A 13,194-nucleotide genomic window follows, 5' to 3' on the forward strand; every position below is an offset into this window, starting at 1 on the left:
TTGAAGCGGGCAGCGTGTCGCAGCATCTCGCCCGAGAGGTCCAGACCCACCGGCCATGCGCCCTGGGTCGCGAGCCAGCGCGCGCACGGCGCGCTCCCGCAGCCGACCTCCAGAACGCGGCGCCCGGACACGTCGCCCAGCAGGCGCGCGTCGGCTTCCCGCAGGCCCTCCGGGCACCAGACGAGGTCGACGTCGCCGATGTCCGCGCCGTGCTCGGTCAGGTAGTCGTCGGCGTCGGCGTCCCACCAGGCGCGGCTCGCCCGTTGCGACTCCGCGGAGCCGACGGCGCGGCGCGCGACGGCCGCCGTGCCGAGCTTCTCCTCGGCACTCGGGCTCCCCGTGTCCACCTGGCCATCGTGCCCGTGTATCTCCGCTGTTCGGAGGCGGGGGCGCGTTGCCCCGGCCACACCGGGCCGCGTAGCATCGTCCACGCACTGTGGTCAACGTGGCGCCTGCTCGCAGACCGTCGTCCTGCCGTGCGCCACGCTCCACCGTAAGGCCACGTGCTCACGCACGTCGTCATCACCATTCAGCACGAATCAGCACGTCACAGCCAGAACAGGGTGACAGCACCACGTCACAGTCAGTCCCACATCAGAGCCCCACCAGTCGAACATCCACTACCGGAGCACCCCACTACATGTCCACCGACACCACCTTCTCCTCCGCCGCCTCGACCACGCCCCAGGTCGCGATCAACGACATCGGGTCGGAGGAGGACTTCCTCGCCGCCATCGACAAGACGATCAAGTACTTCAACGATGGCGACATCGTCGAGGGCACGATCGTCAAGGTCGACCGCGACGAGGTCCTGCTCGACATCGGCTACAAGACGGAGGGGGTCATCCCCTCCCGCGAACTCTCCATCAAGCACGATGTCGACCCCGCAGAGGTCGTGTCGGTCGGCGAGTACGTCGAGGCCCTCGTCCTCCAGAAGGAGGACAAGGAAGGCCGCCTGATCCTCTCGAAGAAGCGCGCTCAGTACGAGCGTGCCTGGGGCACCATCGAGAAGATCAAGGAGGACGACGGTGTCGTCCGCGGCTCCGTCATCGAGGTGGTCAAGGGTGGCCTCATCCTCGACATCGGGCTGCGCGGCTTCCTGCCGGCGTCGCTGGTCGAGATGCGCCGTGTTCGGGACCTCCAGCCGTACGTGGGCCGGGAGCTCGAGGCGAAGATCATCGAGCTGGACAAGAACCGCAACAACGTGGTCCTGTCGCGGCGTGCCTGGCTGGAGCAGACCCAGTCCGAGGTGCGGCACACCTTCCTCAACACCCTGCAGCGCGGCCAGATCCGCTCGGGTGTCGTCTCCTCCATCGTCAACTTCGGCGCCTTCGTCGACCTCGGTGGGGTGGACGGCCTGGTGCACGTCTCGGAGCTGTCCTGGAAGCACATCGACCACCCGTCCGAGGTGGTCGAGGTCGGCCAGGAGGTCACCGTCGAGGTGCTCGACGTCGACATGGACCGCGAGCGCGTCTCGCTGTCCCTCAAGGCGACTCAGGAAGATCCGTGGCAGGCCTTCGCCCGGACCCACCAGATCGGGCAGATCGTGCCCGGCAAGGTCACCAAGCTGGTGCCGTTCGGTGCGTTCGTCCGCGTGGAGGAGGGTATCGAGGGTCTGGTGCACGTCTCCGAGCTGGCCGAGCGTCACGTGGAGATCCCGGAGCAGGTCGTCCAGGTCAACGACGAGATCTTCGTCAAGGTCATCGACATCGACCTGGAGCGCCGCCGGATCTCGCTGTCGCTCAAGCAGGCGAACGAGTCGTTCGGCGCCGACCCGGCCTCGGTCGAGTTCGACCCGACCCTGTACGGCATGGCCGCGTCCTACGACGACCAGGGCAACTACATCTACCCCGAGGGCTTCGACCCCGAGACCAACGACTGGCTGCCGGGGTACGACAAGCAGCGCGAGGAGTGGGAGGGCCAGTACGCCACGGCCCAGGCCCGCTTCGAGCAGCACCAGGCGCAGGTCATCAAGAGCCGCGAGGCCGACGAGCAGGCGGCGGCCGAGGCCGGCTCCGCCACGCCTGCCCCGGGCGGCGGCACCGGCGGCGGCTCCTACTCCTCGGAGTCCGACGACAACTCCGGCGCCCTCGCCTCCGACGAGGCCCTTGCCGCTCTCCGCGAGAAGCTCGCCGGCGGCCAGTCCTGACCGCCCTCCGCTAGCCGGAACACGCACCGCGGGCCCGCAGTGCGCGGACGCGGTTCTCAAGGGATCCTGGGGGTTCTCCGGGAGGCTCCGGTCCTCACCCGGTCGCTCCGGGAGTGCGGAAACCGGTTTTCGGGTGGTGGGGTGGGAATGGCGAGCCGGTTCTGTTCGTTGTGCGTGACAGAGAGCGAGGAGGACGATCACCGTGCTGGATCCGCAGGGACTGTACGAGTACGTGCCGGGCGGGGCCGAGATTGTCGACGAGGCGGTCGGTGACGCCGGGCCCGTGTTGCTGTACCACTTCGAGGGGTACATGGACGCCGGCGAGACCGGCGAACAGATCACCCAGCAGGTGCTGGACCGCCTCGACAACCAGCTCATCGCACAGTTCGACGCCGACCGCCTGGTGGACTACCGCGCCCGCCGCCCGCTGATGACCTTCGAACGCGACCACTGGGCGTCGTACGAGGCACCGGCCATCGATCTCTACCTGGTCCGCGACACCACCGGCACCCCGTTCCTGATGCTCACCGGCCAGGAGCCGGACGTGGAATGGGAGCGGTTCGCCAGTGCCGTCCTCCAGGTCATCGAACGGCTCGGTGTCCGGATGGCCATCAACTTCCACGGCATCCCGATGGGCGTCCCCCACACCCGCCCGGTGGGCCTGACCCCGCACGGCAACCGGGTCGACCTGATGCCCGGCCACCGTGCCTGGTTCGAGGAGGCCCAGGTTCCAGGCAGCGTCGCCGCCCTGATCGAACTGCGGCTCGCCGAGGCCGGCCGTGACGTGCTGGGCGTCGCCGCCCACGTACCGCACTACCTGGCCCGCTCCCCGTACCCGGACGCGGCCCTGGCCGTGCTGGAGACGATCACCGCCGCCACCGGCCTCGTCCTCCCCGAGATCGCGCACGCGCTGCGCAACGAGGCACACACCGTACGGGTCGAGATCGACCGGCAGGTCGCCGAGGGCGACGGCGAACTGGTCTCGGTCGTCCGCGGCCTGGAGAACCAGTACGACGCGGTGGCCGGCGCGCAGACCCGCGAGAGCCTCATCGCCGAGCCGGTCGACCTGCCCTCGGCCGACGATCTCGCCGCGGAGTTCGAACGCTTCCTGGCCGACCGGGAGGACGACGGGCGGTAGGCCCCGCGCTCGGGCGGCGGTCGCCGAGCCGGTGCGGCTCCGCACGCCCCTGGTCGCCTTGCGGGTCACCCCGCGGGTCAGCAGTGGGCGGCGCGCTCCCTCAGCGTGTCCCACACGGCACGGACCTGGGGTTCCAGCGACTCGAGCGGGCCGTCGTTGTCGATCACCAGGTCCGCGATCGCGAGGCGCTGCTCACGGGTGGCCTGGGCGGCCATCCGGGAGCGGGCCTCCGCTTCGGTCATGCCGCGCAGGCGGACCAGACGGTCGAGCTGGGTGGCGGGCCGCGCGTCCACGACGACCACCAGGTCGTACAGGCGTGCGAGGCCGTTCTCGGTCAGCAGCGGCACGTCGTGGACGACGATCGCATCCGGGCCCGCGGCCCCCTGGAGTTCGGCGGCTCTCCGGCCGACCAGGGGATGGACGATCGCGTTGAGCGCCCGGCGGCGCTCCTCGTCGGCGAAGACGATCGCGCCGAGTCCCGGACGGTCCAGGCCGCCCTCGGGGGTCAGGATCTCCGGGCCGAACTCCGCCACCACGGCCCTCAGCCCCTCCGTGCCGGGCTCCACGACCTCGCGGGCGATCCGGTCGGAATCCACCAGCACCGCCCCGTAGGACGAGAGCAGCCGCGCCACCTCGCTCTTGCCGGCCCCGATGCCGCCGGTCAGCCCCACTGTCAGCATGCGCGACAGCCTAGGGGGTGCGGTGGGGGTGCCGGCGGCACGGGTGCCGGGGGTTCGACGGGGGTCGTACGGTCGCGCCGGCGGCGGGGCCGTGCAGGCCGTTTTTTCGCGTGGTCGGCGCGGGCGGGGGCCCACAAGGGGCGCAACCCCCGGGGAATGGTGTTGTCGCCGGAGACGTTGGGTATGTCTGACCAGACGATCAGTCGTCACCCCGTGCCCGAATCAGGGAGGCGGCCTTGGCCGAGCGGACCCCCGAGACGCACGTCATCGACTACCGCGCCGCGGAGCAGCTCCTGGCCGCGCGTGACCCGCGCGGCGCCGTCAAGCTGCTCGACTCCGTGATAGCCGCGCATCCCGAGAACACCGCGGCGCGCCTGCTGCGCGCCCGTGCCTTCTTCGCCGCCGCCCAACTGCGGCCGGCGGAACTGGAGTTCCAGATCGTCCTGGAGCGCGAGCCGGACAACGCGTTCGCGCACTTCGCGCTCGCCCGCACGCTGGAGCGCGCCAACCGCGCGGACGAGGCCCAGCGCCACTTCAGGCTGGCCGCCGCGCTCGACCCGCGCCCCGACTACGTGGCCGCGGCCCGCTTCGACGCGCACTGACCCTTCCCGGGCCGCTCAGAAGAGGGGCGCGGGCAGGACGCCCTCCAGGGCCAGCAGTGAGCGCTTGATCTCCAGACCGCCGCCGAAGCCGCCTATGCCGCCGTCGCTCTCGATCACGCGGTGGCACGGCACGACGACCGGCAGCGGGTTCGCGCCCATCGCGGAGCCGACCGCCCGGGCCGCGCCCGGCTCGCCGACCCGCTCGGCCAGGTCCTGGTAGGCGACGACCGTCCCGTACGGCACGGTCGTCGCCAGCTCGCGCAGCACCCGCCGGGCGAAACCCGTGATCAGTGACCAGTCGAGGTCCAGTGAGAACTCCCGCAGCGTGCCCTCGAAGTACGCGTCGAGCTGGGCGGTGACCGGTGCGAGGAGCTCCGCGTCCGCCACCGGCACGCAGGCGAGCCGCCGCTGCACCGACTCCAGGGCGCGCTGTACCGTCGCCTCCTCGGCCCGGAAGCACACGAGAGCGAGCCCCGCGTCCGTACCCGCCAGCAGCAGCGGCCCGACCGGGGTGTCCCGCACCGTCCACGCAACGTTCGTCACGCCGCCCAGCGTAGGGCCGGGGTCCGACAGCGGGGCCCCGTTCGTCCCCGCCGTCCTCCCACCGCCGTCCTCCCGCCGCCGTGCGACCGCCTCGGCGGGGGCTCCACGGCCGCCCGGACCCGGCTGCGACCGTCGATGTCAGTGCGGGGTCGTACGGTGGTGTCATGCGGCCCGTATCAGACATCGAACGCAGTGTGGCGCCCTTCCAGGTCGTCAGCCATTACCAGCCGAGCGGCGACCAGCCGACCGCCATCAACGACCTCGAACGTCGTATCTCCGCGGGTGAGCAGGGTGTCGTGCTGCTCGGCGCGACCGGCACGGGCAAGTCCGCCACCACTGCCTGGATGATCGAACGGCTCCAGCGCCCCACCCTCGTCATGGCGCCGAACAAGACGCTGGCCGCGCAGCTCGCCAACGAGTTCCGCGAGCTGCTGCCGAACAACGCGGTCGAGTACTTCGTCTCGTACTACGACTACTACCAGCCGGAGGCGTACGTCCCGCAGACGGACACCTACATCGAGAAGGACTCCTCCATCAACGAGGAGGTGGAGCGGCTGCGCCACTCCGCCACCAACTCGCTGCTGACCCGGCGGGACGTCGTCGTGGTCGCCTCGGTCTCCTGCATCTACGGCCTCGGCACCCCGCAGGAGTACATCGACCGGATGGTCCGGCTGAACGTCGGGGACGAGATCGACCGCGACCGGCTGCTGCGCAAGTTCGTCGACATCCAGTACACGCGCAACGACCTGGCCTTCACCCGCGGCACCTTCCGGGTCCGCGGCGACACCGTCGAGATCTTCCCGGTCTACGAGGAACTGGCCGTCCGCATCGAGATGTTCGGCGACGAGATCGAGGCGCTGTACACCCTGCATCCGCTCACCGGCGAGGTCATCACCGAGGACCGCCAGATCTACGTCTTCCCCGCCAGCCACTACGTGGCGGGACCCGAGCGCATGGAACGGGCGATCTCCGGCATCGAGAAGGAGCTGGAGAGCCAGCTCGCGCTGCTGGAGAAGCAGGGCAAGCTGCTGGAGGCCCAGCGGCTGCGGATGCGCACCACGTACGACATCGAGATGATGCGGCAGATCGGCACCTGCTCGGGCATCGAGAACTACTCACGGCACATCGACGGCCGTGAGGGGGGCTCCGCGCCCGACACCCTCATCGACTACTTCCCCGAGGACTTCCTGCTGGTCATCGACGAGTCGCATGTCACCGTGCCGCAGATCGGCGCGATGTACGAGGGCGACGCGTCCCGCAAGCGCACCCTGGTCGACCACGGCTTCCGGCTGCCGTCCGCACTCGACAACCGGCCGCTGAAGTGGGAGGAGTTCCTGGACCGGGTCGGCCAGACCGTCTACCTGTCCGCGACCCCCGGGCCGTACGAGCTCTCGCGCGGCGACGGCGTGGTCGAGCATATCATCCGCCCCACCGGGCTGATCGACCCCGAGGTCGTCGTGAAGCCCACCGAGGGCCAGATCGACGACCTGGTGCACGAGATCCGGCTGCGCACCGAGAAGAACGAACGCGTGCTGGTCACCACCCTCACCAAGAAGATGGCCGAGGACCTCACCGACTACCTGCTGGAACTCGGCATCCAGGTGCGCTACCTGCACAGCGACATCGACACCCTGCGCCGGGTCGAGCTGCTGCGCGAACTGCGGGCCGGCGAGTACGACGTCCTGGTCGGCATCAACCTGCTGCGGGAGGGCCTGGACCTGCCCGAGGTGTCGCTGGTCGCCATCCTCGACGCCGACAAGGAGGGCTTCCTGCGCTCCGGCACCTCCCTGATCCAGACCATCGGCCGCGCCGCCCGCAACGTGTCGGGCCAGGTGCACATGTACGCGGACCGGACCACGCAGGCGATGGAGAAGGCCATCGACGAGACCAACCGCCGACGCGCGAAGCAGATCGCGTACAACACCGAGAACGGCATCGATCCCCAGCCGCTGCGTAAGAAGATCGCCGGCATCCTGGACTCCTTCGCCCGGGAGGACGCGGACACCGACGAACTGCTCGGCTCCGGGCGGCAGCGCTCCCGCGGCAAGGCGCCGGTGCCCGGCCTGTCCGGGCGGGGCGGCGAGAAGCGCGCCACCGCCTCGCTGCCCGCCGAGGAGCTGGCCGGCCTCATCGGCGAGCTCACCGACCGGATGCACGCCGCAGCCGCCGAGCTCCAGTTCGAGGTCGCCGCCCGGCTCCGGGACGAACTCGGCGAGCTGAAGAAGGAGTTGCGGCAGATGCGGGAGGCGGGGATCGCCTGACGGGACACACAGGGGGTGTACGGGACGCTCGTACGGGCGGCCGGCCGGGAACCGGCCACGAATCGGCTGAAATCTCCGGGTGACGAACCGGGATACCGTCGGCCGGCGTCTTGTTAGGGTGCGGGACAACCGCGAAACGGAATACCGCACAGCGAAGTGCACGGTGAGAGGGGACAGCGCGTGACGGTCAATATGACCAAGGGCCAGAGGATCAGCCTGAGCAAGGCCGACGGGGGGAAGCTGACCGCGGTCAGGATGGGGCTCGGCTGGCAGGCCGCGCCGCGCCGCGGGCTCTTCGGCAGCCGCACCAGGGAGGTCGACCTGGACGCCTCCGCCGTGCTCTTCGCCGACAAGCAGCCGGTGGACGTGGTCTTCTTCCAGCACCTCACCAGTGACGACGGCTCGGTCCGGCACACCGGGGACAACGTGGTCGGTGGCGCCGGACAGGGCGGCGACGACGAGTCGATCCTGGTCGACCTCCAGCGCGTCCCGGTCCACGTCGACCAGATCGTCTTCACCGTCAACTCCTTCACCGGCCAGAGCTTCGCCGAGGTGCAGAACGCGTTCTGCCGCCTGGTGGACGAGACGACCGGTGAGGAACTCGCGCGGTACACGCTCACCGGCGGTGGCGCGTACACCGCGCAGATCATGGCCAAGGTCCAGCGCGGCTCGGACGGCTGGTCGATGACCGCGATCGGCACGCCCGCCAACGGGCGCACCTTCCAGGACCTGATCCCGGCCATCCTGCCCGCCCTGTAGCGGGTCGGCGCGTCGGGTAGGAGGGGTCCATCGGCCGGCCACTGCGTGAGTTCGTGCGTCAGCCCGGCGATGGTTCACCCGGGCTTCGTGCTCACTCACTCCGCGGACGGCCTTTCCCTTCTTGCCCGCCTTCGGGTAGGAGGGGTCCATCGGCCGGCCACTGCGTGAGTTCGTGCGTCAGCCCTCGACCACACGGATCACGAGACAACGGAAACGGGGGCGGCGGACATGACAGCCGAACTGATCCGCGGGCAGAACCATCCGCTGCCCGGCAACCGGCTGGAGATCCGGGTGTCCGCGGGCACCCAGGTGGTGGCCGCGGTCACTCTCGGGGACGAGCAGGGCCGCATCGTCGGCGGCCGGGGCGCGGGCGGGCCGGAACCGGACGGCCGGGAGCCGGGCCCGCCGGGGTGGCTCGCCCATCCCGGCGAGCCGCAGCTTCCCGGTGTCGACGTGCCCCGGCAGGCCGCAGCCGACCAACGGCTCGCGGTGGACCTCGGCGCGATGCCCGAATCGGTGCACCGGGTGCATGTCCTGCTCGCCCTGCCCGAAGGCCGCCCGGGCGGACCCCTGAACTTCGGGGCCGCCCCCGCCCCGCACCTCGCCGTCACCACCACCGAGGGCACCGTGGCAGCCGGTTTCACCATCACCGGTCTCGGCGCGGAGACCGCCCTGCTCGCCGTGGAGCTCTACCGGCGGCAGGGCGCGTGGAAGGTACGCGCGGTCGGCCAGGGGTTCCAGGGCGGGCTCCCCGCGCTCCTGCTCGACCTGGGCGTACCGGAGCCGGCCGCGGTGGCGGAGAAGATCCACGCGGCGGTGGACCGGGGGCGCTCCCGTTCGGTGACCGCGCCCGCCCGGGCCGACGGGGAGGCCACGACTGGCGTCGACTACCGGCACCCGGGCCGGCGTGCGGAGTCCGTGCCCTCCGCCTCTTCCGCCCCGGCCGGAGCGGAAGCCGGGGCCGGAGCGGGTGCCGCAGCGGGAGCCGGGACCCCGCCCGTGCCCGTCGCGGGGGACGCCACCGGCTGGACGATGGAGGAGCGGCTGCACAACCAGGTGTGGGGGATGTTCGAGGACCTGGCCCGGTCCGTCGCCGCCTACCGCAGCGCCGAGGACTTCGCGCAGTCGCGGTACGAGCAGGATCTGGACCGGCTGCTCGCGGACCCCCGCACCCGCGGCGGCGCCGGCGCCGAGTCCGCCCGCGAGCAGGCCGAGGCCAGGCGGCTCGCGCTGATCGACCAGGCCCGCGCCGTACTCGACCGCGACCTCGCCCAGCTCGCCGCCGAGTCCGAGGTGGTCGAACCAGCGCTGCCGCCCGCCTTCGCCGGCTGGGAGAACCCGGCATGGCACGGTTACCGGGTGCCCACCGAAGCCCCGCTCGCGGTCCGCCTCGGCAGCCTCTCCCTGTCCGAAGCGCCCGAGCTGCGCATACCCCTGCTGGCCCGGCTCCCGCTGGAGCGCGGCCTGTGGATCGACAGCGCGGAGGACCGGCGGCTGGCCATGGAGACCGCGGTGGCGCTCGCCGCCCGGCTGCTCGCCTCCTACCCGGTGGGCGGGTTCGCCGTGCACGCCCTGGACCCGGCTGGTTCCGGTGCCCCCGCGCTCGCGCCGCTGCACGCCGGCGGCGCCCTCGTACTGCCGCCGCCCGCCGCCGGCGCCGCCGGGGTCAGCGACCTGCTCGGCCGCCTCACCGGACGGGTCGATCTGCTGCACATGGCGCTGCGCGGCGACGCAGCCGACGCGCTGCCGCCCGGCTTCGACACCGCCCAGCAGTTGCTGATCGTCAACGAGTTCCCGTACGGCTTCGACGACCGGGCGGTCAACCAGCTGCGTTACCTCGCCGACGAGGGCCCCGCGGTCGGCGTCCACCTGATGCTGGTGGCCGACCGCGAGGACGCGTCCGCGTACGGCCCGGTGCTCGATCCGCTCTGGCGGTCGATGCTGCGGCTCACCCCGCTGCCCAGCGACCACCTCGCCGACCCGTGGGTCGGGCACGCCTGGACGTACGAGCCGGCGCTCGTGCCGCCGGGCAGCCAGGTACTCGCGCAGGTGCTGCGGCAGCTCGCGGCGGCGCGGCCGGCCTTCGGGACGTAGCACCGACGGCGCTCGACGGGACGGGGCGTACGCATCGGCCGGGGACCCGGGGGCGGGGTTCCCGGCCGATGCGCGTACGCCCACATCTGCGAGCGCCCGGGTGGCTGCTGCCTGCGTTCCTGCACCCGCGTTTCCCGCGCCCGCGCGGCAGCCTGACACGGCCGGGCGCGTGTCACCCGATCGATGCCTTCATCTCTTTTCGGAGCTCCGAACCCTCTGTACCTTGGCATGCCTCCGACCTGCTGACTTGGTGGAATTTTTACCATTCCTTGGGCATTCATGTACCCTCGATTTCGCGGAGTGAGGCTCTCCGGTGGTCGGTTGACGCCGTCCATCGACATGTGAGGCGAGCTCCGGCAGCGACGACGCTGACAGTTGCGCTGACACGTGCCAGTTGCCGTACCCATCTGCCGGAGGAACCGTGGACGTCTCGCTCACCCTGTGGGCGCTCACCATCGCAGGACTGTGCGCCCTGATCGCCGCCGACTTCGCCATCGGCCGCACCCCGCACGACGTCTCCGTGCGCGAGGCCGGCATCTGGACGGTGGTCTGGGTCGTGCTCGCCGGGCTCTTCGGTCTCGGCCTGCTGGTCTTCGCGGGTGGGCAGCCGTCCGGCGAGTTCTTCGCCGGGTACATCACCGAGAAGTCGCTCAGCGTCGACAACCTCTTCGTCTTCGTCCTGATCATGGCGAAGTTCGCGGTGCCGTCCGCGTACCAGCAGCGCGTCCTGCTCGTCGGCGTCCTCATCGCGCTCGTGCTGCGGGCCGTCTTCATAGCCGCCGGCGCCACCATCATCGCCAGCTTCTCCTGGGTCTTCTTCCTGTTCGGCGCCTTCCTGATCTGGACCGCCTGGAAACTGGTCCAGGAAGCGCGCTCGGAGGAGGAGTCCGCCGAGTTCGAGGAGAACCGGCTGCTCAAGGCGGTCGAGCGGCGCATACCGTCCACCGACCAGTACCACGGCACCCGGCTGTTCGTCATGGAGCGGGGCAAGCGGCTGATGACGCCGATGCTCATCGTGATGCTCGCGATCGGCACGACGGACGTCCTCTTCGCCCTCGACTCGATCCCGGCGATCTTCGGTCTCACCCAGGACCCGTACATCGTCTTCACCGCGAACGCCTTCGCGCTGATGGGCCTGCGGCAGCTCTACTTCCTCATCGGCGGCTTGCTGAAGAAACTGGTCCACCTGTCGTACGGGCTCTCCGTGATCCTCGGCTTCATCGGCGTCAAGCTGGTGCTGCACGCGCTGCACGAGACCGGCGTGCACGTACCGGAGATCTCGATCCCGGTCTCCCTCGGCGTCATCGTGGCCGTCCTCGCGGTGACGACCGTCACCAGCCTGGTCGCGGCGCGTCGGCAGGAGGCGGAAGCGTCGGCCTCGCCGAAGCACGAGGAGGAGACCGCGGATGTCTGAGGCCGCTTTCCCCGCGGGGCCCCGCGTCCCCTCCCGTATGCGCTGACGCGCGCCTTCGCGCGCGGATCGGCCCCCCGCCCGGTAGATCCGGGCGGGGGGCCGATCCGTTTCGGGGAACGCCCACACCCCGCTCACGTGTCGCGTTCTGCCGGGCTACCAGCCCCGTTGGCGCCATTCCTCGAGGTAAGGGCGTTCCGTGCCGAGGGTGGTGTCTTTGCCGTGGCCCGGGTAGACCCAGGTCTCGTCCGGGAGGGGGGTGAAGAGTCTGGTGGTGACGTCGGAGAGGAGGGAGGTGAAGGCGGCCGGGTCCTGGAAGGTGTTGCCGACGCCGCCCGGGAAGAGGCAGTCGCCGGTGAAGAGGTGGGGGTGGCCGTGCGGGTCGTCGTAGAGGAGGGCGATACTGCCCGGGGTGTGGCCGACGAGGTGGCGGGCGGTGAGCCGGATGTGGCCGAACGCGATGGTGTCCTCGTCGTCGACGAGGACGTCGGTGGGGACGGGGATGCCCTCGGCGTCCGCGCGGCCGGCGAACGTGCGCGCGCCGGTGGCGGAGACGACGTCGGCGAGGGCCTGCCAGTGGTCGCCGTGGCGGTGCGTGGTGACGACGGCGGCGAGGCCGTCCGCGCCGATGACCTCCAGGAGGGTGCGCGGCTCGTTCGCCGCGTCGATCAGAAGCTGCTCGTCGGTGGCGCGGCAACGCAGTACGTACGCGTTGTTGTCCATCGGGCCGACCGCGACCTTGGTGATGATGAGGTCTCCCAGTTCGTGCACGTCGGGGGTACCCCCGACCGAGACCTCTCCCGTGTACGCCATGGCGTCAGCCTAGCGGGGGCAGGGCGGGCAGCGGCGCCTCCTCGGGGTTGACGGACAGGTCCTCGCCCTTGCTGCGGCCGGAGACCCAGGCGAGCAGGGCGTGGCGGGAACCGGTGACGGTGAGGTCGGGTTCGGTGGCGGCGCCGAGAGTCCACTTCTGTCCGCTACCGGTGTCGTGCAGGCGTACGGCGGCGATGCCCTCGTGGGCGGTCAGGTCGTCGAGGAGCCAGGCCAGTTCCCGGGCCGCGAAGTCGTCGGGCAGGTCGGCGCAGCCGTAGCCGATGCCCAGGTCCACGTGGTGCAGCCGCAGCTCGGCCAGGCGCCGCCAGGGGATCTCGGCCGCCGCGATCACCCGGCCGGAGCGCAGTGAGACCTGCGCCGCCCAGGCGGCCGGCGGCATCCGGTCCACCTCCTCCGCCAGCCGGTCGGCGGAGGTGTGCAGATCCTCCAGGTGCTCGGCCTGGGCGCGATCGGCGCCCGCCTCGATGGCCTTGTCGCGCTCTGCGGGGTCGGCGTACATCGGGGTCTCCACGCCGGTACGGGCCCAGGTCAACAGGTTCGCCAGGCCGTCCGCGTTGCGGGCGAGGTGGGTCAGTACATGGCCGCGGGTCCAGCCGGGCAGCAGCGACGGCTCGGTGAAGGCGGACGCGGGCAGTGCGGCCACGGCGGCCAGCAGCTCCGCGGTGGCTTCCTGTGCGGCGGCGGCGTCCCGCTCCGGGTCGGGTCGTTGGACGGTCACGATGC

The 13,194-nt window shown here is 71.1% G+C and carries 12 protein-coding genes; 7 read left to right on the top strand and 5 right to left on the bottom strand.

Going from position 1 to position 13,194, the window contains the following annotated elements; translation table 11 throughout:
* Positions 1-347: class I SAM-dependent methyltransferase (locus VIW71_RS24470; protein WP_414720832.1), on the bottom strand; the 347-nt coding region annotated here is incomplete at its 3' end.
* 293 nt (positions 348-640) lie between these two features.
* On the opposite strand from VIW71_RS24470, the gene rpsA reads away from it, so the two are divergent.
* Both rpsA and VIW71_RS24480 read left to right on the top strand, forming a co-directional pair.
* Complete coding sequence (rpsA, locus tag VIW71_RS24475; protein ID WP_331624766.1) at positions 641-2,149, top strand: 30S ribosomal protein S1; 1,509 nt, start codon at positions 641-643, stop codon at positions 2,147-2,149.
* Between the two features lie 202 nt (positions 2,150-2,351).
* Positions 2,352-3,287, top strand: a complete 936-nt coding sequence (locus VIW71_RS24480) for a proteasome assembly chaperone family protein (RefSeq protein WP_331624767.1) — start codon at positions 2,352-2,354, stop codon at positions 3,285-3,287.
* A gap of 77 nt (positions 3,288-3,364) precedes the next feature.
* On the opposite strand, the gene coaE is transcribed toward VIW71_RS24480, so the two are convergent.
* Positions 3,365-3,967, bottom strand: coding sequence for a dephospho-CoA kinase (gene coaE, locus VIW71_RS24485; RefSeq protein ID WP_331624768.1), 603 nt, complete (start codon positions 3,965-3,967; stop codon positions 3,365-3,367).
* A 236-nt stretch (positions 3,968-4,203) separates the two neighbouring features.
* On the opposite strand from coaE, the gene VIW71_RS24490 reads away from it, so the two are divergent.
* Entirely contained in the window at positions 4,204-4,569 is a 366-nt protein-coding gene (locus VIW71_RS24490; RefSeq protein WP_331624769.1) for a tetratricopeptide repeat protein, read from the top strand.
* Between the two features lie 15 nt (positions 4,570-4,584).
* On the opposite strand, the gene VIW71_RS24495 is transcribed toward VIW71_RS24490, so the two are convergent.
* Positions 4,585-5,112, bottom strand: a complete 528-nt coding sequence (locus tag VIW71_RS24495; RefSeq protein WP_331624770.1) for a methylated-DNA--[protein]-cysteine S-methyltransferase — start codon at positions 5,110-5,112, stop codon at positions 4,585-4,587.
* Positions 5,113-5,276: 164 nt separating this feature from the next.
* Here VIW71_RS24495 and uvrB point away from each other — a divergent pair, with 164 nt between their 5' ends.
* From uvrB to VIW71_RS24515, 4 genes are all read left to right on the top strand, one after another.
* Positions 5,277-7,373: an excinuclease ABC subunit UvrB gene (gene uvrB / locus VIW71_RS24500; RefSeq protein ID WP_331624771.1), complete on the top strand. Its 2,097-nt coding sequence runs from the start codon at positions 5,277-5,279 to the stop codon at positions 7,371-7,373.
* Positions 7,374-7,553: 180 nt separating this feature from the next.
* Entirely contained in the window at positions 7,554-8,132 is a 579-nt protein-coding gene (locus VIW71_RS24505; protein WP_331624772.1) for a TerD family protein, read from the top strand.
* A 228-nt stretch (positions 8,133-8,360) separates the two neighbouring features.
* Positions 8,361-10,226 (top strand): TerD family protein, encoded by a 1,866-nt coding sequence (locus VIW71_RS24510; protein WP_331624773.1) that lies wholly within the window; start codon positions 8,361-8,363, stop codon positions 10,224-10,226.
* Positions 10,227-10,647: 421 nt separating this feature from the next.
* Positions 10,648-11,640, top strand: coding sequence for a TerC family protein (locus tag VIW71_RS24515; RefSeq protein WP_331624774.1), 993 nt, complete (start codon positions 10,648-10,650; stop codon positions 11,638-11,640).
* Positions 11,641-11,793: 153 nt separating this feature from the next.
* On the opposite strand, the gene VIW71_RS24520 is transcribed toward VIW71_RS24515, so the two are convergent.
* Positions 11,794-12,450 carry an MBL fold metallo-hydrolase gene (locus VIW71_RS24520; protein ID WP_331624775.1) on the bottom strand — a complete coding sequence of 219 codons (657 nt, stop codon included), beginning with the start codon at positions 12,448-12,450 and terminating at the stop codon, positions 11,794-11,796.
* Positions 12,451-12,454: 4 nt separating this feature from the next.
* The gene (locus VIW71_RS24525; protein ID WP_331624777.1) at positions 12,455-13,189 is read right to left on the bottom strand and encodes a maleylpyruvate isomerase family mycothiol-dependent enzyme; all 735 of its coding nucleotides are present in this window, start codon (positions 13,187-13,189) and stop codon (positions 12,455-12,457) included.
* Positions 13,190-13,194 lie beyond the last annotated feature (5 nt).

The sequence above is a fragment of the Streptomyces sp. genome (genome assembly GCF_036524955.1).
Taxonomy (GTDB): Bacteria; Actinomycetota; Actinomycetes; order Streptomycetales; family Streptomycetaceae; genus Actinacidiphila.

Coding starts and splice junctions, on each gene's coding strand:
- uvrB (WP_331624771.1), top strand. CDS start 5,277: ATGCGGCCCGTATCAGACATCGAACGCAGTGTGGCGCCCTTCCAGGTC.
- VIW71_RS24510 (WP_331624773.1), top strand. CDS start 8,361: ATGACAGCCGAACTGATCCGCGGGCAGAACCATCCGCTGCCCGGCAAC.
- VIW71_RS24520 (WP_331624775.1), bottom strand. CDS start 12,450: ATGGCGTACACGGGAGAGGTCTCGGTCGGGGGTACCCCCGACGTGCAC.
- coaE (WP_331624768.1), bottom strand. CDS start 3,967: ATGCTGACAGTGGGGCTGACCGGCGGCATCGGGGCCGGCAAGAGCGAG.
- rpsA (WP_331624766.1), top strand. CDS start 641: ATGTCCACCGACACCACCTTCTCCTCCGCCGCCTCGACCACGCCCCAG.